The following is a 26,453-nucleotide window of genomic DNA, read 5'->3' on the forward strand; positions in this document are numbered from 1 at the left end:
GAGAAAACGGTTGTCCTTCGGTGATTAGGCTGCGCGGGCGAGCGTGCCAGCCTCAGTCCGGACGAGTCGCGGCTGGTCTTCGTCGGCAGCGGATTCGGATTCGGAGCCGCTGGCCGCGTCTGTACTCACCGTGCTGTTCGAGCTACCGGTTGCGGCGGAGAGTTCGACGGTGATGGGTTCGCCGTCCTCGGTCATGATGGCCGATTCGGGCACCGCCACGGTCCCGGTCTCGTTAGAGTCCTCGACCGTGATGGTGTATTCGCCAGTCGCCTCGACGACGGTGTCGGTGCTCCCGTCCTCGACGGTCAGGGAGTCGTCGGTCGCGTACGGCACCGTGATCTCGAAGTTACCCTGGTCGTCCGTCTGGACCGTTTGCGTGTAGTTGAACGTCCGGTTGGTCGTCTGGGACTTGAGCTGGACCTTCGCGGTCACGTTCGTCGCGCTGGAGACGTCCGCCTGGCCGGCAACCGTCGCGCCGGGGACGCGCTCGTAGGTCTTGACGACCGATTCGACGCTCGTGTCGTACACGTGTACCTGCGGGCTGAACTGGTACTGCAGCAGTTGCTGGATGTTCAGTGCGCGGTTGACCGCCGCCGCCTGCCAGCGACCGTTCTGCTGGACCGCGAGGGACGCGAAGCCGACCTGCGAGGGGTTCTCGTGGACGAGCCGGTAGTGCTCCAGCCCGTTCGCGTCGTCGAAGTACAGCCGCGACAGCATCGTCCGCTCGTACTGCTCACCCATGCCGGGCAAGACGACGGACGAGTTGTTGATGTTGACCTGCTTGTTGGTGTAGTAGGTCTGTGGGTCCGGCCCGGTCCAGGTAGCGATGGCACCGAACTTGCTGCTCGCCATCTGGTAGTCGATCATGACGTACCGGGTGTCCTCACTGGCCTGCTGGTCGTTCTGCTGGTCGACGAGTCGCTGGAGGTCCTCGTTCGAGAGCTGGTCGACGGGCTTGTCCGCCTGGTCGATGTTCGGCAGTGCCTCGAGCAGGAGGTTGGCGTGCGTCTCGTTCTGCGCGAGCAGGTAGTCGGACGCCGCCTTCGCGTTGTGCTGGAACGGGTTGGCGACCGGGATACGCTCGCCTTTCACCGTGATCCAGTGCCCGTAGTCCCACCAGGACATCACGCCGTACGCGCCTTCGGGGTACGCGAAGTCGTCCTGGTTCTCGTACGTCTCGTAGTACCCGAGTTCGTTGTTCGCACCGCCGTACTTCCCAGGTGCTGGCGTGCTGTTTCGCATCCAGTCCGTGCTGTTGTCCCAGAGCATGACCGATCCGGGACCCATGCTGTCTGCCTGGGCGTCGACGGTCGTTGAGGTCATCGCCAGCACCGGCGTCAGTGGCATGACGACGAGCATGATGACCGCCACGATGGACATGACCTGATATGGCTCGACGTCGATATCGTCGGTCGAAACGTCCGGGATGCCGACGACCTGGACGATGCGGCCGATGAAGAAGCCGTTCAGGACGGCCACACTCACGACGAAGTAGTAGTTGAACCGCACCTGCGTCATCGCCATGAGGAACATGAACGTCGACCAGACGAGGACGAACAGGAGTTCGGAGCGATACTTGTCGCTCGAGTAGAGGTCCCAGACGAGCCAGACGAACGCGGCCGCGGCGACCACGTAGGTGAGCCCGTACTGTGCGCCCATGAACTGGGTCAGCGTCTGGACGAACGGCTCACCGGCACCGACGACCGCCTGCGCTTCGCCGATGGTCAGCGTGGTGTCGCTCTGTGCGAAGGCGATGGTGCGGTTGACGTTCCGGATGAGGATACCGAACGCGCCGGGGGCGACGAGTTTGAGTGCACCCAGTCCTGCCACGAGAATCGAGGAGATCGCCACCGGATAGTAGGCTTTCTTCTCGGCTTTCTCGTCTCGCGTGTACGCGACACCGCCGAAGAGCCCACCGAAGACGAGGATGAGCGCGAACGGGAGCCCGAGGAAGGGGAGTCCGGCGACCGCTGCGAGGATGATAGCGAAGAACAGGAGTCCGAAGGAGGCGAGGGAGGCGTTTCGCAGCGTCTCCGTCTCCATCGTATCCCACGTCCGTGCCAGCCAGGCCATGAACGCACAGCCTGCAGCGAGGCCGAGGCCGAGTCCGACCTGCAGTGGCGAGAGTGAGGTCACGCCGAGACTGAACTGGTCGATGCTCAGGAGGACGGTGAATGCGGAGGTAACACCGACGACCACACCGGTGAACGCGAGGTGGTCCGGGCTGCGCCCCGCGATGTACTCGATGGAGAGCGCGATGGCGAAGAACACTCCGAGGATGCCGAGGAGCACCGCTGCGGGCGGCCAGACCCACATGTAGAGGCCAGCCGAGATACCGGCGAGGGCGGCCCACTTGCCCGGCGTCCGCATCGCATCCCAGTCGCGGTCCGCGACGAGCTCGTAGACGGGTTTCTCACGCTCGGCCGAGCGGAGCGCCACCATGATGCCGAGCACGGTAAGCGCCTGGAACAGGACCTCCGCGACGTGGTGGTCGGAGAAACCGGCCGTTGACCGACGGAGGAACACGCCCGGAAGGAGCGCGAGGACCAGCGCAGCAGTGACACCACCGAAGCGCCCAGCGACGCGCTTGCCGATGAGGTACGTGGGAATCGCCACCAGCATCCCGAAAACGGCCGGCGCGACCAGAAGTGTCATCGCGATAGTGTGCTGGGAGGGGTCGCCGAGGCCGACGATGAGTGCACCAGTCGCGACGAGTTGGTCGAACAGCGTCCCGAACTGGTCCGCACGAACCCCTGTCGGGAACTCGCTGTAGACGTCGTACGGCATCGTCGTCGGCCAGTGGCGAACCGTATAGGAGACCTGACGAAGGTGGTACCAGGCGTCGTTGCCAGCGTAGAACACCTCGCCGTTTCGTGTGAAGTTATCTAGTGGTTGCAGCCGCACCCAGAGCATGAAGGCCATGATCAGCCCCACACTGGGCACGTGATACCAGCGTTTGAAAAGCTCGATGACGGAGTCCGAACGGACCTGTTCGGATTCCGTCTGCTCGCCAGTCGACGTGCTCATTGTACGGGAAAAGTCTGAAGCGACGAATAAGCCTTGTGTAATCCGTTCATGTGTAGACACCTTCCCTTCACCCGATTTTCAAAACCCTTATTCGCGCTTCCATGATTGGTGCGAACAATGAAAGTATCCGTCGTCGTCTGTACCTATCCGACGGACCGCTACGAGTGCTTCCACGAGTGCGTCGAAAGTGTGCTCGAACAGACATACGAAGACCTCGAGGTGGTACTGGTTATCGACGGAAACGAGGAAGTGTACGAGTGGACTGTCGATGATTTCGGTGACGTGCCTAATCTCCGAATCCACTGTAACGACGAGAACCGTGGTATCTCCTACAGCCGGACGAAAGGTGCGGAGCTGGCCGACGGTGAGATTGTCGCGATGATCGACGACGATGCCACTGCGGAACCGGACTGGATAGAGACGCTGGTCGGGACGTACGAGAGTACGGATGCACTGGCAGTTGGTGGAGACGTTAGGCCAGACTGGCAAGTCGAGAAACCGGATTTCTTTCCCGACGAGTTCTATTGGCTCGTCGGCTGCGTCGAACCAGGGTTCGCCGAGGATGGTGAAGAAGTCCGGAATACGTATGGGTCGAACATATCCTACCGGCGCGATGTGTTCTTGAACGTCGGTGGGTACGACCCGAACACGGGTCGGAAGGGCGAGAAACACCTCCAGGCGCACGAAGCCCCCGTCGGAATTCGGATGCTAGAGGAGTACGGGAGAGGGATGGTATTCATTGAGGACGCGGTCGTCCACCACAAACTCTTCGACTACCGGGGCGACTACAGGTGGCTGGTCAGCCGGTCGTTCTGGCAGGGATACTCGAAGCGAGTCATGGACCTGCTGTACCCCAACGCACCCGACGACAAGAGCGCGTACCTGAAGCAGCTTATGACGCAGTACGTGCCGAAACGGATTGCCGAACTCGTTCGGTCCCCGTCGATGCCGAAGGTGAAACAGTTGGTCACGATCTTCGTCTTCACCGCTGTCGTCGGACTCGGCTACCTGTACGCGATGGTGACGCCTGACGTCGTCGAGAAGGCGAACGCGTAAGCACGAGCAGTAAGTTGTCGCATCGGCGTGGAAGATACCGAAGCTAGACTCATTCCCCGCGGAGTTTTACTGGCTCTACGGCTGTGAAGAGAAGGGCCTCAGTCAGCACATGAAGGAGATGTAGAAAATAAACGGATCCAACAGCTCGCTCTGTCGTGACGTGCTATTGAACGTCGGTGGATTCGACGAAAAGGTTGGGCGAAAAGGTGACAAGCACATCCAGGCGCACGAGAGTACAGTGGGTGCCAGGCTGCAAAAGGAATACCTGCGTAGTGTGATTTATAATAAGGGAGCGGTGGTACATCACAAACGATTCGAGTACCGTGGTGACTTCAGATGGTTAGTGAGCCGGTCCTTCCGGCAGGGCTACTCGAAGCGCGTCATGGGCCACCTGATTCCCGATGCGTCTGCGGACAAGAACGAGTATCTCAAATATATCGCTCTTGTCACGCAGGTTTCTGGTCGGGGAGAGTTGATACTGCGAAAGCGTAGCGGTCGAGACGATGCGCATGCGTCACCCGATATGTTCCCATTTGAACTGCTAAGATCTGAGGAGGACACCACATCAAGGCGTCCCAAAAGACAAGTTGACAGTATATCTCAGACCGTTCCAACTCCGACGACGAATCTTCGAAAGCCTAGTCAAGAAGCACTCAAAGTGGTTTTTCGAGCAGTTCTCTGACTCACCAGCAATGTACTTCACAAGAGCGTTTATTTTAGGGACCGATTCTGAAGAGACGAGTAAAATTCTATCGGCGTGGCATCGAGCGATGTCGAAACCACGGGTAGATACGACGGGTCGCACGCGACTCAGTATTGGAGGCACAACTATCATGCTCACCACTTTTGTCTTGTTATTTTTTGTACCAAGAAGAGGCGTAGCGACCGGCTTTGAAATTCTCAGTATACGGATTACTCTCCCTGGAGCCGGATTTTAACAAAATACTCTCACGATGACATGGCAAAGTTGTGATTGGTTGTCTTCAGCTACCGCCTGAGAGGGGTGAAAATAGAAGATGCGTTGAAAAGCGTCATATTGAAGACTGCGACAAAGAGCTCAAGATTTTCAGGAATGATTTATTCACAGTGCACTTTGTGTTGTACTTGCCTCCTACAACAAGTATGTAGTAACTGCGATTAATACGAGGTGGTGACCGCTCGTACACGGGGTTGTTCGTACAGGTCTGGACCGTCAAGCTCTCGGTTCGAAGATGTAGTCCCCATGCCAGTCCAGTTCAATAACGGCGAGTCACCGTAACACCGCACAACATCTGTCCAGATACGTCTGGAAATTTTTTAATAAACCTCGGGCCAAGTAGCAGCCTATCAAGGCTTCTCGAGGTCTCGTGACGGGAGGTTCCTATTTGATTGGGTGTAATAGAAGTACACAGAACCGAACACCACCATCGACACGATGGTGATCATTCGATCTACGAGAACAAATGCGAGACCATCGCTTGCAGCGATGCCGAAGAACACGAGCGTTGATGTGGTAATCGCCTCTACGATGCCGATGCCAGCAGGCGTAATTGGTAGTCCGGTAAGAACCGTAATGAGAATCGCGATGAGAAAGATATTGAGAAGACTCATATTAATTCCTACAGACATCGTGACGAGCCCAATTCGAACCACGTTCATCGACCAGATGACGATGCTCAACAAAAGAAACACCAACGTACCGCTGAATGTTGTCGTTGCAGTAAATCCCCTCAAAAACTCCACAGATATATCTCTTACCTTCTGAGGGACCAGTTCATGGTAAGATAAAATCACATAGAATGCCGTTACACTCATACCAACGATGCTGACACCTAGTGCGGCAGTGCCGGAAAGGCGCGATAATATGAGTCGTTCAAATAACGATGCCGATCCGATGAGAAGACCGAGCAGGAGAAGCGTGATATCCGTTGTTCGTTCTACCGCGACGGTACCAATGTGAGCACTCTTACTTTCGCCGTATTCTTCCGATGCAGAATAACAGCGATAGAGGTCTCCACTTTTTGCAGGAAGAATCGTATTGAAGAACAGACTCAAGAACATCAGTCTGTTTGCTGAACGTAGTTCCGGCTCCAACCCCATCCCTGATAACAAAAATCGCCACCTGATTGTACGGAATAAAATTGTCGCGTAAAACACGATGAGGGATAGAACCCAGATTTTTAAATTAGCTGATTTAACCTGTTCTATTGCAATAAATATGTCGACAGTCGTCCAAAGGTACACTGTAGAAAATGCCAAAACCGCTAGTGTTACTCCATGTCTCACGAATGGATGTGACCCATAGGACTGAATTCGATTCATCAAAGGTCTGCTCATACGTTCACGCACACAAATCTCACAAGTCAGCCCGCCAGTTTATAAGTCACTTTTTGAGGCCACATCGAATCCTGCCTTCACGATGTCCGTTGATTCCTTATCGGTTTGAGTGCTAATCGCCGCAATCCTTGCTAGTTGCTCATGAAGTACGTCGTTATCTATCTCCGCATCTTCTCCTTTCTGTAGGTCATACAGTTTCGATCCTTGATTAGTCTGGATGTACTTGTACCGGCGACCGCGTACTGCGATCTTTTCTCCGTTCATTGATTGCGAGGTTACGAATTTCTCCCCGTATGCTGTCTCGTTCCGGCCGACAGCTTCGTCAACGACAATTTTCGAAAGGGATCGGAGAGATACCGGTTCCTCCACTCTTCCCGCCCGTTTACTATTGATAATGAGCAGTGGGACATGTATATTCTCTTCGTATAAGTACGAGTGATACTCTTGTTCTCCATTCTGGCCGAACGCTCCTCCGTGATGTTCATACGTTCCATGTTCACCAAATGACTCTCCGTGGTCAGATGTGAAGATGATTGTTGGGTCGTCGTCTGCTAAGTCCCTGGTGATTCGGTCTACGAACTCATCGACGTACTTGATAGAGTCACAATACGACTGTACCAAGTTTTGGTGTGCTCGCTTACCCAGCGGGGGTTCGTAGTTCTTGTACCGGAGTTTCCAGTTTGCGTAGTAGAGATCCGGCTTGGAAATTGATCGGTGGTCCTCTGATGGCAAATACGGGTGATGGGCATCCATCAGGAATATCCAGATGAAGTAAGGTTCGTCGGACTGATTTGTCCATTCAATAATCTCGTTGTAGAAATCACTCCACGGCTTGAATGCCTCTTCTCGTTGGAACCAGTTCATCATAATCCGAACTGGCATATAGAGTCGACTTCCGCTGAATGTACCTTTTAAAAAACGTTCATATAGCTTATTTCGAGAGCCGTCCAAGAAATCTTGATACTTATCAAAACCATTTCCGTATCCGAAGTACCGAGACGTGAATGGGTTAGGGGTGAATGCTGCAGTCCGATATCCAAGCGACGACATGCGCTGTGCAAGATTCGTCCGGGCCTCCATGTGCGGTGCAATCTGGTCGATTCGCTCGTCTATCGTGGTCTGACTGTTCGGTCGAGGAACTGGGTAGTGGCCGGTGAGGATTGCAGGAACGGATTCCGACGTGCTCGGTCCCGGAGCAATCGCATTCTCGAAGACTAAACCATCTTCTGCGAATGTGTCCAATGTAGGTGTCGTGGGTTTCTCGCACCCCATAAACCCACAATGGTCTGCTCGGAGACTATCGACCGTTACAAGAACGATATCGTCTAATTCTTCATCCATTTTGTTATTAGAAGTTCAATAGTTGGGCTGCAGTCCTCAATCGATGTATCCCAGTGACTTCAACCGATCCTTTACTTCTCCTTCATCGACCGACTCGCGGTTCTCTGCATTCTTTTCAACTTGGTATAGTACTTCCTCCAGAACGTATTCAACGTATTCTTCCGTGCTATCGAAACGGGTTTTCGACACTCGGTCCTCAATTCGTTGGACTAACGCATTAGATAGAGAAACCGTTTCTTTTGCCATTGTTAATTAACGGCAAATTAGAAAAGCTGTTATTTAACGATTTCGCACTTCTTGTGATAGTCTTCGAACAGAACATTAATTACTTGCTAGCGGATGTTGTCGTTTAGATGCAACGGCTGTTATCTCAGCGACGTTCAAACTCGTGGCTGATAGGAACTGTTTGTCTATTACTAATAATACAGTTCATCTCGGTTGCTAGGACTGTAACTTCAACCTCAAAAACGGAGATTACACCCGATGTTTTGTATTACCTTCATTTCGGGTGGTCTATCACGCAAGGGGTAACTCCTTATGTTCATTTTTGGGACCCTAAGCCGCCGCTTGTTCACGAATTGAGTTTTCTCATGGCAACTATCACTGGGGAAAACATGTTATTGTTGTATATATTCAGTATCGCAGTGACAGGGCTGGCAGCCGTTCTCTGCGGTGTACTGGTTGCACTATTAACATTCGAACTAACAGATAGTGGTTCTGCTGCAGTATTTTCTGCCGCAGCTCTTTATTCATTCGCAGGGTTCCACATCACGGCCTCACAAGGTTATCGCCCAAAATTCTTCGCCGCACTTTTTGGACTGCTCGGAATCTATCTTCTGCTAAAAGAGCGGAATTTCTCGGCCGGGCTTTTTACTGCGATGAGTGCCGCTTTCTGGCAACTTGCAATCATATATGTGCTCGTTGTAGCCGGTTACCTAATCTTTCACCGGGATAAAACGTCACTGCTGTGGTTAGTAGCTGGAGCTCTTACAGCTGTTATCCTCGTCGTCTTTCCATTTTTCATCTGGTGGGATGTCACCGCGTTAGTTGGCGGTGCGATTATCGCACCCCTGTCTTCATCTGATAGCTGGTCACTGCTTGAGCTCCTCACTCGATTATACAATGTTCCACTTCGTTTAAAATACGCTACTATAGTCGTCGTATTCGCGATTCCTGCCACGGTTACTGCCGTTGCTGATGACGAACGAGATCCGGTTATTGCCGTGGCTGGGACTGCGTGGTTCGCACTTCAAATACTGTTCCTCGACTTCGATGGCACAGTTGACCTCGTTGTTTGTTTCCCTTTCGTAGCAATCTTGATGGGCTATTATTTTTCTTCATTAAGGATTAACCGACAGCAAACTCTTGCACTCGTTTTCGCTGTCTGTTTACTTGTGAGTGGGATTGGTTCAGGTGGTCTGGGACTTGTATTTGGTTCCGTCCAGACGAACGACACAGGAATTGATCAGACCGACCGGGGTATCTACGGAGCCATCGGTACGCTCGCAAAACAACAGATGGGTGTCTCAGACACCACGAATCAACCAGACGAGTCTGTCCGAGACAGTGTTCCCTCCATTTACACGCTTTATTGGGAAAAGCAACTCCCAGATCGGTGCCACTATTGGATTAACAAGCAATCAAAAACGTATATCGAACGAACGGGGACGGACCCGACCCAGGAGGTTTGCACCTACTAATGTCCTATTCATATCCTCCATTGACGCTAATTAGAGGACTCGTCTACGAGGTCCGGCCTTGGCAGTGGTACAAGCAGGGTGTAATGTTCCTTGGCATCGTCTTCTCGAAAAATTTGTTCGAAATGAACAAAATGCTGACGCTAATCGTTGGTGCTGCTTCGTTCACAGCAATTGCGGGAGCAACCTACATTTTCAACGACATCAGCGACATTGAGGAGGACCGCGCTCATCCACGGAAGCAGCATCGGCCAATTGCCAGCGGTGATCTTCCGGTTTCAATCGCAGCGGTGGTTGCTGGCTTCCTTGTCGTTGGCGGCTTGACTGCCGCATACTGGGTTGGAACACTCTTTTTCGGCATGCTTATTATATACATTGCCCAAAACGTGTTATACTCACTGTATCTCAAGCGAGTGGCGCTCGTTGACGTACTCGTTATCGCTTTCGGGTTCGTCCTTAGAGCAATCGCTGGAGTCTTTGCGATTGATGCAAAACTGAGTCCTTGGCTGATTGTAAGCACATTTCTGTTGGCATTAGTACTTGCGCTCGGAAAACGGCGAGGAGAAATCGAAAACGTCGAAAATATCAACCAAACCCGACCTGCACTGCGTGTTTATATGAGAGGCTCGATTGATAATTTGCTTTTAATTACTATGTCGAGTCTTTTGATGGCATATTCACTTTATACGTTCTCCGGGACGAGCTCAATGATGATGCTTACTATTCCTTGTGCGTTTTTTGGCGTTTTCCGATATCACTATTTGTTGGAGTCAAAAAATATTGCGGGTAAGCCAGAATATTTGCTCACCGACCCTCAAACCATACTTAATATGTTAATTTGGGTTGCGCTGTCAATCATAGTTCTTTATGAGGTACCACAACTGATTCTATCGTATCTGGTATGAAACTGTACGACCTCCAAGTACACACAGATGCGTCGCCTTGTTCGCGGATATCTCCCGAAAAACTGGTCGAGGGCGCAGTTGATGCAGGCCTCGATGGTATTGCGGTCACGGACCACGATACGATAAAAAATGTTAAATTCGTCGAGCAAGCTGCTCCCCCGAGTCTAGATATTATTCCTGCCGCAGAAATAACGACTACTCAAGGACATCTACTTGCATTAGGGATTTCTGAGGTACCTCCACAGACCGACCCAATTAGTGTTATCGAGCATGTTCATGACCAAGGTGGGGTTGCTGTACTTTCACATCCTTTCGATACATTTCGCCAGTATTACAATCAGGATTTGGAAGAGATAGCCGCCCACGTAGACGGCGTCGAAACCTGTAACTCTCGATGTATTATGCCGAGGTTCAACAGAGAAGCAAAGCAATTTGCAGAAGAATATGATCTCGCCCAAACAGGCGGGAGTGACGGTCACTTTCAACTGGAGCTAGGTCGGGCATATACCCTTTGTCAGGGTGACCCACTAGATGCGATTCGGAACGGAGATTGTGCTCCCAGAGGTCGCGGTAGTTATTTATCTGGTCATATCGCGACGAAGGTTCACCAGAGCCTAACTCGAGTCGGGATTTAAATATGGGCGTCAAGGTCGTTGTCAAGATAACGTGGGTTGAAACAGTCAAATAAAACGCAACATTTTAAATTGCACAGGTTAATTATTGTATTTAAGTGTTTAAAATTGGTGCGTATGTTTGGGTCGGTTTCTAATAAACGGACAAGCAATCTATTTTGCTTGAATCATTGTAGACGAAGCGATGAGCACGCATTCGTACGAATATACACAGCAATAGTGGGATATACTGGCATCGCTCTTTTGAAGCAGATAGTTGAAAGTCCCTCGGAGGCCTGTGCCCGGTTTACAAATGCCGTTTCTCGATTTCCCGAGACACGTTATCAAGTCGGTTGCCTCAACTGCGAATCGCAGGTCACCGCCCATCAACAATGTACTACACAAGAACTTGTTCAAGCGTAACTACCAGTGTTCGATTTTCGGTGAGGTTGCGCTCTGGGCTGCCGACTAGGCCAATTTAGACTCGGTACATTGAGGCGTGCTCGGCAGCGATGTCCGACCAGTCGTGGTTCGTCTCGGCTGTTTCTCTGTTCTGGGTGCCGATGGAGTCCAACTCTTCCAGGGAGAACTCAGAGAGCCGTTTGAGCCCCTCGTCAAGGTCGTCGTACAGGATGTTGTCAGGGGGAGAAACGGACTTGATGCTCCCTTTATCCGGAGCGACGAACGGTACCCCGAGAGTCATCGCGAGTAAAACAGAGCCGGAGTTGAAGATGTGCTTGTACGGGAAAACCGCTGCATCGGCGGCCGAAAAGTACAGCGGGACCTCCTCGTCAGGGATGTATTCCATGTGGAGGTGTACCGTATCATCCCCTCTCGCAAGCTGTTCAATCTCGTCTCGCAGGTCCGTATACTTGGGATTACCCGCGACCACGAGACACGCACCGTCTTCGTCAAGTGCCTGAAATCGCTCGATGAGCAGCGGAACCTGCTTGTACGGTCGAATCACTCCGAAGAACAGATACACCCGTTCGCAGTCGTCGACGCCAATCGCCTCCCTCGCTTCTTCTCTGGAGTAGGATTGGTCCTCATAGAGCGGACGATAGTTCCCGTGAGCGACCTCGTAGACCTCTGGGAGCGATACGTCCAGATACGATTCAATCTCTTCGCGAGTCCGACTATCCCACACCTGCACACCGTCGACGGTGCGGAGAAGACGGCGGCTCACCCACTGGTCGAGGTCCTCGTATCGTTGTTCGTGGTTGCATCTGTTGTGGATGGTCCACACCACTCTCTCACAGACTATCGATGCCATCCAGACCTGCAGCAGGAAGACGATGGCAGCGACATGACACACCAATCTGCTTAGGGGCAGCGAGTACAGCTGACGCTTGCTCCCGAAAAGGAAATACGGGTGTGTCCAATGGACGTGAAGTACATCTACCCTCGACAAGATTACCTGGAGAAGCAACGGGGAAAATGGGATGTTCCACCGCTCGCCGATCACTTCGACCCCCTCCTCCCGTAGCGCCGAAGAGAGCAGCTCCTGATATTGGTTCCCCGAAAAGAAGGGGGCGAACATCACTTTCATACACTGAAGGTCCCCTATCTGAATAAAAAAGGCTTCTGACCACCGCGCGCACGCACTGTCTTCTGTCGTGCTCTTCCCTGGGAGTTCAAGAACTGACCGATGCGTATTTCAGAGGCCCCCGATTGATTCATGCTAGACGCATGTATTCGGTAGCCCAACTCAAACGGGGGTTACGCGCGCCCTCCCTCTTCCTCAGAGAACTCAACTATCTCTACCACACCCGTTTGAAAACTCGCGATTACAACACTGCCGGTGTGGATCTGATGACACAGGACTGGGATTACCTGTGTCTCCTCGATGCGTGCCGTTACGACATGTTCGAGGACCAGTCGACGCTGCCCGGTACCCTCGAATCCCGTCAGTCTCGAGGGTCCAACACGGTCGAGTTCCTTCAAGCAAACCTCGCGGACCGAGAGCTACACGACACGGTTTACGTCACGGCGAACCCCCAGTACCGACGACACTTCGACGAGCTCGATGCAGAGTTCCACGCGGTCATCGATGTCTGGCAAGACTCCGGGTGGAACGAAGTGTACAATACGGTGCTTCCGGAAACGACGACCGAATACGCGCTGGAAGCTGCCCGAGAATATCCTGACAAACGGTTGCTAGTGCACTACATGCAACCGCACTACCCGTTCATCGACGATGAGACCGACTTCGACAAACGGCACCTTCACAACGAGATGGACGACACCATCGACTTCTGGCACGAGATAATGTTCGGACAGCTGGCGCTCACGCCGTCCGATATCTGGCCACTGTATAAAAAGACGCTCGCAGCGGCTCTCCCGCACGTCGAAGAGTTCATCACAACGCTGGAAGGCAAGCACGTCGTCACGGCAGACCACGGTAACTTGGTCGGTGAACGGGCATCGCCCGTTCCGGTCACTGAGTGGGGGCACCCGAGAGGAATCTACACGGAAGAACTTGTGAAGGTACCATGGCATGTGTACCAGTGGGGTGACCGACCAGAGATCACTTCCGAAGAGCCAATCGACCAAGCAGCTGGTGTCGAAGACGACACGACGATGGACCGACTGCGGGACCTCGGGTACGTTCAATAGCAACTCCACCGGGAGTGACCGCGTGTTTCTCGCTACACAATGCTTATATCTGTCTTACTGTAGAACTCCGGTATGGCGCAACGGAACATCGTACTCGTCGTTCTGGACTCGGTCCGGAAGGACTTCTTCGACGAGTACGCCCCGCGAATTCGAAGCAGATCCGACATTTCCTTCGAGCAGTGTCGGGCAGTGAGCTCCTGGAGCACACCGAGTCACGCGAGCATGATTTCGGGGGAACTTCCGTCGGTGCACGGTGTACACACCCATTCTCCAAGTTTCAGTTCTTTGCCGCTTGAGCGGACATTCTTCGACGAGCTGGACGAAGCGACGACGATCGGAGTCAGTGCGAACGAGTTCGCGAGCTCGTCCTACGAGTTCGATCGTTACTTCGACCGGTTCGTCGAGACCTCGGCGACGCACTGGTATCCAGATGGCGCAGACCCACTGGAAGCCCTCGACGAAATCGATTCGGAAGGGGCGTCGAAGCATCTCCAACTTCTGCGGTCGATTCTCGGGCATCCGAACACGAGTAAGAGTCTGGTGAACCTCCTGGTCGCTGCCGCACACAGTCTCTCGGAGAGCAGGCCGGTACCGAAACCGGTCGACGACGACTTGACCCCCGTCCTCCGCGCGGCAAAGCGAGAAGTGCGTGACGTAGATTCTCCCTACTTTCTCTTCTTGAACATAATGGAGGCCCACATGCCGCTACAGCACGTGGTTGGGTTCGATTCCGAGCTGCACGACGCTCCGTGGTCCTGGAGTTCCTCCTCGAAGGGCGTCTGGGAACTCATGGATGGTGACCACGAGGACTACTGGGAGACCCGGGAAGGCGTCTACGCGGCCGCAATCGATTATATCGACCGCAAGGTGGCTTCCTTCGCGGAGTGGCTCGACGCGAGAGACGATTGCGAGACGACCATCATCGTCACTTCAGATCACGGAGAGAACCACGGCAGGGAGTCAGAGGGCGGGCTCGTCAACCACAAAAGTAGCCTGTCGGAAGGATTGCTCCACGTCCCTCTCGAGATTATCAACCCGCCGAAGGACCTGGAGTCGGTCACCGACTTCGTCTCGCATGCGAAGCTGCCCAGATTGATCACGGGAATCGCGAACGGGTCCGTCCCAGACGTCACTGAAGAAGTGATAACGGCCGAACTGGTGGGACTCAGCGCAGGCCCTGAACCCCCCGAGGACTACGATTACTGGGATCGTGCGATGAGATGCGCGTACCGGAGCTCGGAGAAGGTCGTCTGGGATTCCTTAGGCGAGACACAGTGGTTCGAGTTGGAACCCGAAACAAGTTCCACGGAAACGAGAGTCGAGTCGACCGATGGCATCCCGGACTGGGCTACTGACCGATTCGCAACCGAAATAGTGGATTTCAAGCGGGAAGCAGTCTCCAATGCCTCGAAACCGGACGTTAGTGGGTCGACGGAGCAACGTCTGAAGAACCTCGGATACCTATGATTTACGCTAGAATTTCACGAGGACGTAACACTTTCCGCGTGATTAATATACGTACCGAGGAATTCGATAACGAGAATGAGTCTACTGAAGCGTGCGCTCTCCCGGTTCAGTGAGAACGTGAAGGACGACGGTCTCACGGGAGTGAAACTAACCGCTTACGACTATTACGTCGGTGCCCTCATGATGAGTGGCCTGTACTCGAGGGTCGATTCGACCAACGTGTTCGAGGAGGAGTGGGACGTCCTCGTCCTCCTCGACTGTGCACGACCCGAATTCATCTCGGAGGTCGAAGACGAATACGAGTTCCTCGAGTCGGGGGCTTCCGAATCGACACTTGTCTCCGTCGGGTCGTCGTCTGAACATTGGCTCGAGAACACCTTCGTGGACACGTACGCTGACGAGATATCCGAGACAGCGTACGTGACCGCAAACCCGAACTCCGAGCGGACGGTCTCGAGTTCCCAGTTCGCCCTCCTGGACGAAGTGTGGCGCGACGAGTGGGACCCAGACCTGCAGACGATTCCAGCGGAGGCAGTGACGGACCGTGCGATCGAAGCAGCACGCGAGAACGATTTCGATCGGCTCATCCTTCATTACATGCAACCCCATCCACCGTTCGTCCCCGATATGGACATTGACGCGATGCGGGTGACTCCACCGGATAAAGAGGAAGCTGGCAGCAATATGCGAGACCTTGTGTTGAAAGACGGGTACGAGCCGAGCACGCTGTGGGACGCACACGTGGAGAACCTGCGATACGTGCTGGACAGTCTGGAGGTACTCCTCAGGAGTCTCGATGCCGATTCGGTCATCATCTCGGCCGACCACGGGCAAGCGTTCGGCTCCTGGGGGCTGTATGGCCACCCGAGCAGGGTCCCATTGCCAGCGCTCTACACTGTCCCGTGGGTCGAGGTATCGGCGACCGATACGGGAGAGTACGTCCCCGACCCTGAACGTCGTGCCACACAACGTGACGAGGACCTCGACTCGAAATTAGAAGCGCTAGGGTACAGGACGTAGGTGTTCGATGCACAAACCCGTCGACCGACACGCACGAACACGAACCACAACGCCCATCTTCCAGACGTAGATAGCTACAGTGGATGGCCGACTCTTCGCTCAGAGAACTGCTCAAAGGAAGCGGCCTCGTGTTCGTCGGCCGAATTTCTGAACTCGGTATCTCGTTCGCTGTCGCACTGATCGTCGCCCGGGAACTCGGGAAGGAAGGATACGGAACAGTCAGTCTCGGCGCGACCGTCTTGGCGGTCGTCTCTACCCTGGTGGTCCTCGGGACCCATACCGGGGTGGGGAGATATCTCCCACGCTACGAAGACCCAGCCAAGCGCCGTGGTATCCTCGTTTCTGCCTTCCAGCTCACGATGCCACTCGGAATCCTTGCTGGTGCTGCCGTGTTCTTCAGTGGGGAGTTCATCGCGACGAACATCTGGAACGACGAGTCTCTGACCCCAATATTACGCCTGTTCGGTCTCGCGATTCCGTTCGGTGCGCTGGTGAAATACGTTCAGGGAGCGATGCAGGGGTCGAAACTCTCTGGTCCGAAAGTGATCGTTCAGAACATCACGCTCCCGCTCACGAGGCTCGTGCTCGCAGCAGGCGCCGTCCTCCTGGGCTACGGTGTGCTCGAAGTTGCATCGGCCTACGCTGCCGCGTTCGTCGTCGCCAGCGTACTTGGGGTCTATTACCTGTACACACGCACTCCCCTGTTCTCCCGGGAACCGTACGAGCCCATGCATCGGGAGTTGCTCGGGTTCTCCCTTCCCCTCGTGGTCACTATCCTGATGGCACGGATACTGGGAGACCTCGACATCTTCCTCCTCGCGAGTTACTCCACGACCGCGGCAGTAGGTGTCTACAACGTAATCTATCCGATCTCCAATCTCGTTCTGCTCGTCTTGTCATCGGTAGCGTTCCTGACCGTCCCGATTCTCTCTGAACTCCATTCCGAAGACGAGTTCGAAGAGATGGACAGGATGTACAAGATACTGACCAAGTGGGTGTTCATATCGACGCTTCCCATCTTCCTGTTCCTGGCGCTGTTTCCGACAATCTCGATCAAGTATACGTTCGGACAGGAGTACGTCGGTGGGAGCCTCGCGCTGGTGATTCTCTCTGCCGGGTTCTTCTTCCGGACCATAATGGGCCCGAATCGGGACACGTTGACCGCAATCGGACACACGCGCCTGATAATGTACGACAACATCACCGCGGCGACCACCAACGTCGTGCTCAACGTCCTATTGATTCCCCGGTACCAACTGGTCGGAGCCGCCCTGGCAACCGCGATCTCGTACACTGTCCTGAATCTTCTGTACGGGGTTCAACTCTACCGGCGAACGGGAATCCAGCCCTTCAGCACGCCATTGGTCAAACCAGCATTGGTTGCCGGAGTGGTTATAAGCGTCTTGTATTACGGCCTGCGGGCGAACGTGTCGATCACGCTCCCGATCTCGATCCTCGCACTCACGTGTTTCCTACTCGTGTACGGGCTGGCACTGTTGCGTTTCGGTGGCATCGAAAACGAGGACGTCGAATTGGTACTCGACTTCGAGGACAAGTACGACGTCGACCTCGGCCCGCTGAAGACGGCGGCGAAGCGGCTGATGTGAGCAGTACGCTGTTGTTCGGCCACCGTTGTTACAATCAGAGATAGAGAGAGGACCGCACCAGAATTTCGCCAAGCAGCCGTGCCCGACTCAGTTCGCCTGATTCTCGACCGACGCCTCGCCACCTCCCGTCTCTCCCTCCTGGAGTTTCCGTTCCGCCTCGTCACGGTCCTCTGGGTACCCGATATCCGACCGCCACCCGTCGATGCGAATCGCGTCGATGGTCCGTCCACTCTGAATCAGCAGGTCCACAGCATCCGAAATCTCGTACTCGCCACGATTAGACGGCTGCACCAGGTGACACGCGTGGAAGATTGCAGGCGTGAATGTATAGAAGCCGGTCATAACCAGATTCGAGGGTGGGTCCTCTGGTTTCTCGACGACGTCCGTAATCTCACCGTATTGATTCGTCGCACAGACACCGTAGCGACTCGCCTCCTCCCAAGGCACTTCCTCAACCAGGAAAGCTGCATCAGCTCTATCCTCACGCTGGCGGCGGACCACGTCTTTCAGGTTCGCATCGAAGATGTTGTCCCCAAGCATCAGCATGAAGTCGTCGTCGATGTGTTCCTCGACGGTCAGCAGGGCGTGTGCGAGACCCTTCTGCTCGCGCTGGTGCGCGTAGGTAATCGGGATTCCTTCGAACTCGTCCCCGTAGTGGCTGATGATCTTCTCTTTCATGTAGCCGACGACCAGAACGAACTCGTCGGCACCCAGGTCACGGAGTTGCTCCAGACAGTGCGTGATGATTGGTTTTCCGGCGACCTCGACCATACCCTTCGGTTTGTCGTCGGTGAGTGGCCGCAATCGCGTACCCTTCCCTGCTGCGAGGACGACTGCTTTCATACCACAACCTCCACCTCCCCGGCGATAAATACTTTTAGCCCGAACCTCGCTCCGCCGACAGCAACTCTTTTGCGCCCACACCGAGGACATCCGCCCGATGGCCGATAGCGACGACGTGTGCGTGTTGGTGCCGACTTACAACGAGGCGGCGACCATCGGCGAGGTTATCGACGGGTTGCGCGAGGAGGGGTTCGAGGACGTGCTCGTTATCGACGGGCACTCATCGGACGACACTCGCGAGATCGCCGAAGAGCGCGGCGCACGCGTCGTCAAGCAGAGTGGAACAGGCCGCGGGTCGGGCAAAGGCGAGGCCGTTCGAGAGGGCGTGCTCCAGCACATCGACGCGGAGTACGTCCTGATGCTGGACGGTGACGGGACCTACAAGCCGGAAGAGGCACATGACATGCTCGAACCGCTCTTCGCAGGCCGCGCCGAGCACGTCATCGGGGACCGATTCGCCAACATGGAGTCGGGCGCGATGACGCGGCTTAACCGGTTCGGGAACCGGATGATAAACACGGGGTTTCACGTCGTGCACGGGCAGAACTTCCGGGACATCCTGAGTGGCTACCGGGCGTTCACGCGCGACTCGTTCGAACGGATGACGCTCAACGCGGAGGGGTTCGGCATCGAGACCGAACTCGCCGTCGAGTGCGCGCGACAGGGAATCAGGACCGAGGTCGTGGACATCACGTATCTCGCGCGCCCGGACGAATCGGAGACGAACCTGCGGCCGTTCCGGGACGGCGGAGCCATCCTGCTCACGCTGTATCTGCGCTCGAAGACGCACAACCCGCTGTTCTACTTCGGGAGCGTGGGCGGAATCAGCGGGCTCGCAGGGCTCTTCGTCGGTGCGTGGGTCGGCTACGAGTGGTTCTTCAGGAGCGTCCCACACGACATCCTGGCGATGCTCGCGGGGGTACTCGTGCTCCTGGGCGTCCAGCTCGTCATGTTCGGCGTGCTCGCGGACACCATCGTCTCGCTCCACCGGGAACAGCGAAGTCGCCTCGAACGGATCGCGGAGGAGACGCGAGAGGAGGCTGCAGCGGTTGAAGAGGCCTCGGCCGCCGAAGATTAGAAGGGAAGCGCGCCACGCACTCGTTCGACGACGCTCAGGCTGCCGGAGCGCCACTCGTCGAACACTGGATACAGTTCGTTCAACAGGGCCTGTTCGTCTTCGAACTCGGAGACGTTGGTATCGGCGATTGCCTCACCGAGGTTGACCGTTCGCCCTCGCGTGTCGTAGGGAACCTCGATGTGGCCGACGTCTCGCTGGAGTTCCTCGGCGCTCACCGGGTACTCGATGTCGACGCGGTCGAGCTCCGCGTCGACGCGTGCGATTCCGAAGTCCATCGCCGCAGCTGCGCTCGTGTCGTTCGACGGCGGGCGCATTGCCATATATCAGGTCCTGTCGGGCTGCAGGCATCAAAATCCTTCGGTCGAAAGCAACTTGGCCGATGCGGCGAACACACCGTGTATGACCGAGTACACGACGGTCTCCATCCCGAAGGACCTGGCCGAGCGCGTCGACGAGACCATCGAGGGCACGAGTTTCTCGTCGACCTCCGACCTCGTGCGCTTCCTGCTTCGTAGCATCGTCATCCAGCACCAGCGGTCTGACGGTCTGTCGGAGGCGGAGTTCGACGAGATAACGAACCAGCTCCGGGACCTGGGCTACCTGGAGTGAGCAGCCGGCCGCGGTGGTGAACCAACTGCCGGCGAGGAGTTCACTGCCACTGTTCTTGCGGCGGTTCCGCGTCGATGACGGTCATCTCCTGCTGGATACCGGCCCGGTCGAACGCCCGGACCGTGTCGGCCTCCCAGGGCGGAATCGCGACGAACACGACCGCGTGCAGGTCGTCTTCGAGGGAGACGGACCGACCGCCGGTCGGGTGTGAGACGAACCGGCCGTGGGTCTGGCCCGGGGGCGTCGAGAGGTCGACGCCGAAGACCGCGCTCACGGACCGTCCCGCGTCGGGCAGGTAGAAGTCGGTGAAGACGGGTGTCTCGGGCGAGAGGTCGTCAGCACCGTCGAGGTCGCCGGCGGCCGAGGCGGCGAGCGAGAGCGTCACACCCTCGGGGTCAGCTTCTTCGGCGATGTCGACGAGTACCTCGAGCAACCCGCGAGTTACGTAGACCACGGAACATCTAGCACGGCTGGTGGCTAAAGGGATGCGGTCGATCCGCCACCACTGGGGCCGACTCAGGCCGTCCAGAACTCGTCGGCACGGTCGTATCCTCGCGCTTGCAGGTCGGCGAGGAACTCGGGGTCGCGGTCCAGTTTCGAGTAGGCGTCGAGGTTCTTCTGGAGTGTAACCTCGCGAATCTGTATCTCCTTGTACTCCGGGTTCCCGTCGAGCAACCGATTCACCGTCTCGATGGTGTGTTTCTCCTGTTCGAGCGAGAGGTTACCCGAGAGTTCGGTTCGGCGGTCGGTGATATCGAGCATCGACCGGGGTGGCACGTCCCTGGTGTCGGGGTCCATCGCCTTCGGGTCGACGCGGACGATCCAGATCTCGTCGGGCTTCGCCGACACGTCGACGCCCGACGTGAAGTGCCGAATCGGCGGGTTCTGCGAGAACAGGCCGTCCCAGTAGTAGCGCCCGTCGATTTCGACGGCCTCGAAGATGGTCGGGACGGCCGCGGAGGCGAGGGCGGCGTCGGCCGCCTGCTCCGCGGTTTCGACCAGCCGGAACGTCTCCGGTTTCGCGGCGACCCGCGCTTCATCCGTGGTGAAGACGGTGAAGTCGCCGCCTTCGACGTCGACCGCGCCAAGGAACAGGGCGGGCGCGTCGTCGGCCTCGAACGCGCCAGGCACGTCGCAGTGGTCGAGGATGGTCTCGCGCAGCCGTCGCTGTCCCACGTCCGAGGTGGGGTTGTAGTACGGGCTGATTCCCACAGAGCCGAACTCGCTCATGAGCCGGCTACTCGCCAGCGACCAGTCGTTCGCAACGGCCTCGGCGTAGGATTCGGCGGCGATGTCGCGCCAGAACGCGGTGAGGTTCGAGACCGCAGTCACGGGCTGGTCCGCGGCCAGTCCCGCCCAGGCTAGCAGTGCGCAGATGCCGCCGCCGGAGGTCCCGCTCAGCGCGACGAGGTCGTACTCGGCTGGACAGTCATCGAGGATTCGTTTCAGTGCACCCGCGGTGAAGGCGGTGTGGCTGCCGCCACCCTGGCAGGCGACCGCGATTGTCGTCGTCACGCTCCGAGACGACGGCGGCGATTACCAAAGCGAACCCCCATGGAGGGTAATGTCGGTAGCGAGTACAGGAGGGGGAGCACGGGATGGGAGTTCAGGATGTGAGCACAGGATGGAAGTTCAGAATGGGAGCACAGGGAGGCGTGGTCGGCGTCCCCACAACCATCACGGTAAAGAGCGGCCACCGAGTACCTGCGACCGATGAACGTCAGCATCATCGGCAGTGGGTACGTGGGGACCACGGCCGCCGCCTGTCTCGCAGACTTCGGCCACGACGTGGTGAACGTCGACATCGACGAGGACATCGTCGCCAGCATCAACGCAGGCGAGTCGCCGGTCCACGAGCCCGGTCTCGACGAGCTCATCGCCGAACACGCGGGCGACCGCCTGCGGGCGACGACGGACTACGAGTCGGTTCTCGAGACGGACGTGACCTTCCTCGCGGTCGGGACGCCCTCGCGCGAGGACGGGAGCATCGACACGTCCGTGGTCGAGGCGGCCACCGAGATGCTTGGCGAGACGCTCGCCGAGAAGGACGGCAAACACCTCGTCATCGTCAAGAGCACGGTCGTCCCGGGGACGACCGACGGGACCGTCGCGCCCCTGCTGGCGGAGGCCGGCGACCTGACCATCGGCGAGGACGTCCACGTCGCGGTCAACCCCGAGTTCCTCCAGATGGGGTCCGCCGTCGAGAACTTCCAGACGCCCGAGAAGATCGTCTTCGGAACCCCGGAGGGTGACGAGTGGGCGCTCGACACGCTCCACGAACTGTTCGCGCCCATCGTCGAGGCTGCCGACCCCGCCATCGTCGAGACCGGCCTGCGCGAGGGCGAGATGATCAAGTACGCCAACAACGCGTTCCTCGCGAGCAAGGTGAGCCTCATCAACGACCTCGGCAACATCTGCAAGGAGTTCGACGTCGACTCCTACGAGGTCGCCGACGCCATCGGCCTGGACGACCGCATCGGCGAGCGGTTCCTGCGCTCCGGGCTCGGCTGGGGTGGCTCCTGCTTCCCGAAGGACGTTGCAGCCATCATCGCCGCCGCGAAGAACCAGGGCTACGAGCCGCCCCTGCTCGAGGCCGCGGTCGAAGTGAACGACCTGCAGCCTATCCGCCTGCTGGACTTGCTCGCGGACCACGTCGACCTCGACGGTGCCCGCATCGCGGTCCTTGGCCTCTCGTTCAAGCCCGGGACCGACGACGTGCGCGGGACCCGCGCCCTGCCCGTCATCGAGGGACTGCAGGAGCGTGGTGCCAGCGTGGTCGCCTACGACCCGGTCGCGACCGATAGCTTCCGCGAGAAGTACGACCACGTCGACATCGAGTACGCGGATTCGGCAGTGGCCGCCCTCGACGGGGCTGACGGCTGCGTGGTCGTCACCGACTGGGACGAGTTCGCCGCGCTCGACGACGAGTTCGACGCGATGGCCGACCCAGTTGTGGTCGATGGTCGACACGTTATCGGCCGGCGGGATGGAATCGAGTACGAAGGACTGACCTGGTAAGGTCGCCCCTCGAAGCGGTACCGAACCGCATGGCTGCCACTGTGTCTCTCCAGCTGGACCTCAGGGGTGACATTTCGGGGACTAACGGCTCCAGTACCAACTAGAACGGCTCCCGGACGAATGAGACGATTTCAGACACGCCAGGTCGCCCGGAAGGTGACCTGTGTCGGAGTGGGGATGATGGAATGGAATCGATGGCTGGCGAGTACCAGAGAACAGTGGGTGTTTCGGACGAGAGACTAATCGTTCAATCGCCCGAATTCCAACCATCTGGGCCCTCTTCTACAAACCTGGCTTCGTAAGCTCGCAAGAAGCCAGCGACCTGTTTCGCCTGACCGACGGCGAACTGTTTCAGACACGGTTGCAGTCTATCGGTTTCGGAACCCAGTAACCGATGATTCGCCGGTTTTCCCGTCAAGCCGTTCTGCCTGAGAACCCCGATTTCGGGTGATTCAACGTCCCGCGTATCACGGGCTGACACGTCACTTCTGATTGGCGCTTCGACGGGTTCCAGATATCCTCTCAGCACCGCCCAGACACCACCCTGCGGAGGATTCTCCGAGTCTGGGCGCGTACAGAGGGAGTTACAACTGCTCTCGTCACCCCTCCACCGTCACTTCCTCGAACGACCGGGTCTGACCACACGAGCGACGACACCCCTCGGTTCAGCAATGGTTCGCATATCAGTCAGAAAAGATATACGTGGCCCGCTTTGAACGTCGAGCATGCGCCGCCGCGCCCTCCTCACCGCTCTTGCTACCGGCGGGACAACAGCCATCGCCGGGTGTAGCTCCGGCGGTGGCTCCTGTGAGCTCCCGCCGTCGACGGTCGACCGCCCACGTGACCGGTGGCCCACAGCAGGCTACGTCCCGACGAACACCGCCTACGCCCCGGCCGGTCCTGCGGAGTCGACGGTCCAGTGGCTCACCGGCCGAGACGAGGGCGACGGCGAGTACCTCATCGGCTACTTCAGCACACCCCTCGTCGGCGACGGGCAGGTGTACACCGCGATGCTGGATTACGATCTGTTCGACGCGGACACGCGCCACGACGAGTCAGGCTTCGTCGTCGCGTTCGACGACGAGACGGGCACTGAAGCGTGGCGACTCGAACTCCCCCGGCTGGCCGGCGGGTCGCCGTCGCTCGCGGGCGACAGGCTGTTCGTCGGCGATTCGGGTGGCGGCCTCCACGCCATCTCGACCGATGGGGAGTTCATCTGGACGAAGAACCTCGGGGCACCGGCCCGAGGGTGTACCGTCGCAGGGTCGACCCTCTATGTCATCGACAACTCGGGGGCGGTCCACGGGTTCACGCTCGACGGTGACCGCTGCTGGCAGCACGACCCGTCCAGCGTCCTCGACGGCATCCTCGGCGGGGAGTCCTACGCCGTCAACAGCGCCCCGGCGGTCGACGCCTCGGGTGTCTACGCCACGGTCCACGTGAACCCGAACTCGCGGGACGACCGGACCGCCCGCGTCCTCGCGTTCGACCATGGCGGGAGCCAACGATGGCACTACGACTTCCCGGCCAGCTACCAGCCGCCGAACACGCCGACCGTCGTCGATGGCACGGTCGTCGCGACAGCCGGAAACCAGATACACGCCATCGACGCGGAATCGGGCGACCGCCAGTGGCGGTTCGTCACTGGGCACGACCACACCGGCGCGCCGGCCACCGACGGCGACCGCGTCTACGTCGGCGCGAAGAACCTCTACGCGCTCTCGCTGTCGGACGGGACCGAGCAGTGGCGCGTCGTCAACGAGGCCACGGAGGGGAGTGTCGGCTACGAGAACGGCGCGCCCTTCATGGCTCGCCCGGCGGTGACCGACGACGCGGTGTACCTTCGAGCAGGGGCGTTCGACCCGGAGGACGGGAGCCGGTTGTGGGGCGACTTCGCCAACGAGCACGCCGTCGAGGACGGCGTCCAGCGAGATTACGGCTGGCGGCCGATGGTCTCGCCGTCGGTGACCGCCGATGCCCTGTACCTCGCCCACCAGACGGAGGGGGTGCTGAAACTCGCATGAACCGCAGAGCCTTCCTGGGTCGGCTGGCTGCCGCCGGGTCGCTGGCCGCACTGGCCGGCTGTAACGACCTCGGGGGGCAGGCGAACACCCTCCCGAGCATCGGCCGCGCCGAGGGCTGCGGCCCGTACGACCCGACTATCGGCGGGACGGCGGAGTGGCGGTCGGTCGGTGGCGACCCCGCCGGAACTGGCGTGTTCCCCGCGGACTCGGTCCCCGACACACCGCTCTCGGTCGACTGGACGTTCCCCATCGACGGTGCCTCGGGAACCACCCGCCCGGTCGTCGGGGACGGGCGTGTGTACACCCACGACTTCGATTCGACGGTGTACGCAGTCGACGCTGAGACGGGCGAGTCGGTCTGGCGGCAGGGTATCACGGAGCCGCGCGGGTCGCCGGCCGTCGCAGCCGACGCAGTGGTCGTCATCTCGGAGGAGCATGTCGTTGGTTTCGACCCGGCGACCGGCGCCGAGTTGTGGACTGGCCCGACCGGCGACCCGCATTCGTTCAACGGGAGTCCGGTCGTCGCCGACGGAATCGCATACGTCCCGTTCGGGCTGTCACTGTACGCAATCGACGTGAGCGACGGGACGGTTCGGTGGAAACACACCACGGGTGAGGAGACGGTCGGAACGCCTGCGATTACCGACGGGACCGTCTACTACGGCGACGAAGATACCTACGTCTACGCGCTGGACGCGGCGACCGGCGCGGAACGCTGGCGGTACAAGACCGAGGCACACGTCCGCTGTAACGTGACGGTCGCCGACGGCCGGGTCTTCACCGCGACCTGGGACGGCGAGGTGCTGGGACTGGACACGACGACCGGCGAACGGTCGTGGTCGTACCGCATCGGCGGCGTCCCAGAACTCGTCGCGTCGGACGGCGCGAACACCTACGTCGCCACCGACAACCGGCTGTACGCCTTCGACCCGGAGACGGGTGTCGCCTGCTGGTCGACCGGCGAGTACGCCGGGAGCTACGATTCCGGGCTGGCGGTCGCGGACGGGCGTGTCTACGTCCCCACTGCGCTCACGAGACAGGGTTCGTACACTGTCCCGGGCATCCTCGACGCGGCGTCCGGGAAACTCGAGTGGCAGCTGGGCCAGACCCCGAACGCCGACCGTCTCGGATTCGAGATGGGCCCGGTCGTCGTCGATGGCGCGGTGTACGCGACCGGAGGCGGCGCGAAGACGCTCCGCCTCACGAGGATGAGCTGAG

The 26,453-nt window shown here is 57.8% G+C and carries 21 protein-coding genes and 2 pseudogenes; 15 read left to right on the forward strand and 8 right to left on the reverse strand.

What is annotated here, in order from left to right; genetic code table 11:
• Positions 1 to 24: 24 nt before the first annotated feature.
• A complete protein-coding gene (locus tag N6C22_RS13400; protein WP_261651621.1) occupies positions 25 to 3,027 on the reverse strand; it encodes an oligosaccharyl transferase, archaeosortase A system-associated in 3,003 nt (1,000 codons plus the stop codon).
• 117 nt (positions 3,028 to 3,144) lie between these two features.
• Between N6C22_RS13400 and aglG the strand changes: the two genes are divergently transcribed.
• The 3 genes and pseudogenes from aglG to N6C22_RS13410 all read left to right on the forward strand — a co-directional run.
• Positions 3,145 to 4,083: a glucosyl-dolichyl phosphate glucuronosyltransferase gene (gene aglG, locus N6C22_RS13405; protein WP_261651622.1), complete on the forward strand. Its 939-nt coding sequence runs from the start codon at positions 3,145 to 3,147 to the stop codon at positions 4,081 to 4,083.
• A 40-nt stretch (positions 4,084 to 4,123) separates the two neighbouring features.
• Positions 4,124 to 4,528 (forward strand): annotated as a pseudogene (locus N6C22_RS21210) (glycosyltransferase family 2 protein); the annotation flags it as partial.
• Positions 4,529 to 4,640: 112 nt separating this feature from the next.
• Positions 4,641 to 4,765, forward strand: a pseudogene (locus tag N6C22_RS13410) (IS1595 family transposase); the annotation flags it as partial.
• A gap of 644 nt (positions 4,766 to 5,409) precedes the next feature.
• On the opposite strand, the gene N6C22_RS13415 reads toward N6C22_RS13410, so the two are convergent.
• Positions 5,410 to 6,384 carry a lysylphosphatidylglycerol synthase transmembrane domain-containing protein gene (locus N6C22_RS13415; protein WP_261651623.1) on the reverse strand — a complete coding sequence of 325 codons (975 nt, stop codon included), beginning with the start codon at positions 6,382 to 6,384 and terminating at the stop codon, positions 5,410 to 5,412.
• 54 nt (positions 6,385 to 6,438) lie between these two features.
• Positions 6,439 to 7,740 carry a sulfatase gene (locus N6C22_RS13420; RefSeq protein ID WP_261651624.1) on the reverse strand — a complete coding sequence of 434 codons (1,302 nt, stop codon included), beginning with the start codon at positions 7,738 to 7,740 and terminating at the stop codon, positions 6,439 to 6,441.
• A 353-nt stretch (positions 7,741 to 8,093) separates the two neighbouring features.
• On the opposite strand from N6C22_RS13420, the gene N6C22_RS13425 reads away from it, so the two are divergent.
• From N6C22_RS13425 to N6C22_RS13435, 3 genes are all read left to right on the forward strand, one after another.
• A complete protein-coding gene (locus N6C22_RS13425) occupies positions 8,094 to 9,440 on the forward strand; it encodes a DolP-mannose mannosyltransferase (protein ID WP_261651625.1) in 1,347 nt (448 codons plus the stop codon).
• Between the two features lie 83 nt (positions 9,441 to 9,523).
• Positions 9,524 to 10,342, forward strand: coding sequence for a UbiA prenyltransferase family protein (locus N6C22_RS13430; RefSeq protein WP_261651626.1), 819 nt, complete (start codon positions 9,524 to 9,526; stop codon positions 10,340 to 10,342).
• Positions 10,339 to 10,977, forward strand: coding sequence for a PHP domain-containing protein (locus tag N6C22_RS13435; RefSeq protein ID WP_261651627.1), 639 nt, complete (start codon positions 10,339 to 10,341; stop codon positions 10,975 to 10,977). Before N6C22_RS13430 ends, N6C22_RS13435 begins: the two co-directional genes overlap by 4 nt.
• A 454-nt stretch (positions 10,978 to 11,431) precedes the next feature.
• Here N6C22_RS13435 and N6C22_RS13440 read toward each other — a convergent pair whose 3' ends face one another.
• Entirely contained in the window at positions 11,432 to 12,502 is a 1,071-nt protein-coding gene (locus tag N6C22_RS13440) for a glycosyltransferase family 4 protein (protein WP_261651628.1), read from the reverse strand.
• Positions 12,503 to 12,765: 263 nt separating this feature from the next.
• Between N6C22_RS13440 and N6C22_RS13445 the strand changes: the two genes are divergently transcribed.
• From N6C22_RS13445 to N6C22_RS13460, 4 genes are all read left to right on the forward strand, one after another.
• Positions 12,766 to 13,569 (forward strand): hypothetical protein, encoded by an 804-nt coding sequence (locus tag N6C22_RS13445; protein ID WP_261651629.1) that lies wholly within the window; start codon positions 12,766 to 12,768, stop codon positions 13,567 to 13,569.
• A gap of 72 nt (positions 13,570 to 13,641) precedes the next feature.
• Positions 13,642 to 15,036 (forward strand): sulfatase-like hydrolase/transferase, encoded by a 1,395-nt coding sequence (locus N6C22_RS13450; RefSeq protein ID WP_261651630.1) that lies wholly within the window; start codon positions 13,642 to 13,644, stop codon positions 15,034 to 15,036.
• A 75-nt stretch (positions 15,037 to 15,111) separates the two neighbouring features.
• Entirely contained in the window at positions 15,112 to 16,056 is a 945-nt protein-coding gene (locus N6C22_RS13455; protein WP_261651631.1) for a hypothetical protein, read from the forward strand.
• 83 nt (positions 16,057 to 16,139) lie between these two features.
• Entirely contained in the window at positions 16,140 to 17,663 is a 1,524-nt protein-coding gene (locus N6C22_RS13460; RefSeq protein WP_261651632.1) for a flippase, read from the forward strand.
• Between the two features lie 87 nt (positions 17,664 to 17,750).
• Here the strand turns inward: N6C22_RS13460 and aglF are convergent, their stop codons facing one another.
• Positions 17,751 to 18,506: a UTP--glucose-1-phosphate uridylyltransferase AglF gene (aglF, locus tag N6C22_RS13465; RefSeq protein WP_261651633.1), complete on the reverse strand. Its 756-nt coding sequence runs from the start codon at positions 18,504 to 18,506 to the stop codon at positions 17,751 to 17,753.
• A gap of 97 nt (positions 18,507 to 18,603) precedes the next feature.
• On the opposite strand from aglF, the gene aglJ reads away from it, so the two are divergent.
• Positions 18,604 to 19,584, forward strand: coding sequence for an S-layer glycoprotein N-glycosyltransferase AglJ (gene aglJ, locus N6C22_RS13470; protein WP_261651634.1), 981 nt, complete (start codon positions 18,604 to 18,606; stop codon positions 19,582 to 19,584).
• Here aglJ and N6C22_RS13475 read toward each other — a convergent pair.
• The gene (locus N6C22_RS13475; RefSeq protein ID WP_261651635.1) at positions 19,581 to 19,904 is read right to left on the reverse strand and encodes a hypothetical protein; all 324 of its coding nucleotides are present in this window, start codon (positions 19,902 to 19,904) and stop codon (positions 19,581 to 19,583) included. The two genes, aglJ and N6C22_RS13475, sit on opposite strands and share 4 nt — an antisense overlap.
• Positions 19,905 to 19,983: 79 nt before the next feature.
• Here N6C22_RS13475 and N6C22_RS13480 point away from each other — a divergent pair, with 79 nt between their 5' ends.
• Positions 19,984 to 20,193, forward strand: a complete 210-nt coding sequence (locus N6C22_RS13480) for a ribbon-helix-helix domain-containing protein (RefSeq protein ID WP_261651636.1) — start codon at positions 19,984 to 19,986, stop codon at positions 20,191 to 20,193.
• 40 nt (positions 20,194 to 20,233) lie between these two features.
• Here N6C22_RS13480 and N6C22_RS13485 read toward each other — a convergent pair whose 3' ends face one another.
• Both N6C22_RS13485 and N6C22_RS13490 read right to left on the reverse strand, forming a co-directional pair.
• A complete protein-coding gene (locus N6C22_RS13485) occupies positions 20,234 to 20,647 on the reverse strand; it encodes a hypothetical protein (protein ID WP_261651637.1) in 414 nt (137 codons plus the stop codon).
• A 62-nt stretch (positions 20,648 to 20,709) separates the two neighbouring features.
• Positions 20,710 to 21,708, reverse strand: a complete 999-nt coding sequence (locus N6C22_RS13490) for a patatin-like phospholipase family protein (protein WP_261651638.1) — start codon at positions 21,706 to 21,708, stop codon at positions 20,710 to 20,712.
• Positions 21,709 to 21,906: 198 nt separating this feature from the next.
• Between N6C22_RS13490 and aglM the strand changes: the two genes are divergently transcribed.
• The 3 genes from aglM (at position 21,907) to N6C22_RS13505 (ending at position 26,452) form a co-directional block, all read left to right on the forward strand.
• Positions 21,907 to 23,211 carry a UDP-glucose 6-dehydrogenase AglM gene (gene aglM / locus N6C22_RS13495; protein WP_261651639.1) on the forward strand — a complete coding sequence of 435 codons (1,305 nt, stop codon included), beginning with the start codon at positions 21,907 to 21,909 and terminating at the stop codon, positions 23,209 to 23,211.
• 725 nt (positions 23,212 to 23,936) lie between these two features.
• Positions 23,937 to 25,235, forward strand: a complete 1,299-nt coding sequence (locus N6C22_RS13500; protein WP_261651640.1) for a PQQ-binding-like beta-propeller repeat protein — start codon at positions 23,937 to 23,939, stop codon at positions 25,233 to 25,235.
• Positions 25,232 to 26,452: a PQQ-binding-like beta-propeller repeat protein gene (locus N6C22_RS13505; RefSeq protein WP_261651641.1), complete on the forward strand. Its 1,221-nt coding sequence runs from the start codon at positions 25,232 to 25,234 to the stop codon at positions 26,450 to 26,452. The genes N6C22_RS13500 and N6C22_RS13505 overlap by 4 nt, the downstream gene beginning before the upstream one ends.
• Position 26,453 lies beyond the last annotated feature (1 nt).

Origin of the sequence: Haloarchaeobius sp. HME9146 (genome assembly GCF_025399835.1) — an archaeon.
In the GTDB taxonomy this organism is placed as follows: Archaea; Halobacteriota; Halobacteria; order Halobacteriales; family Natrialbaceae; genus Haloarchaeobius.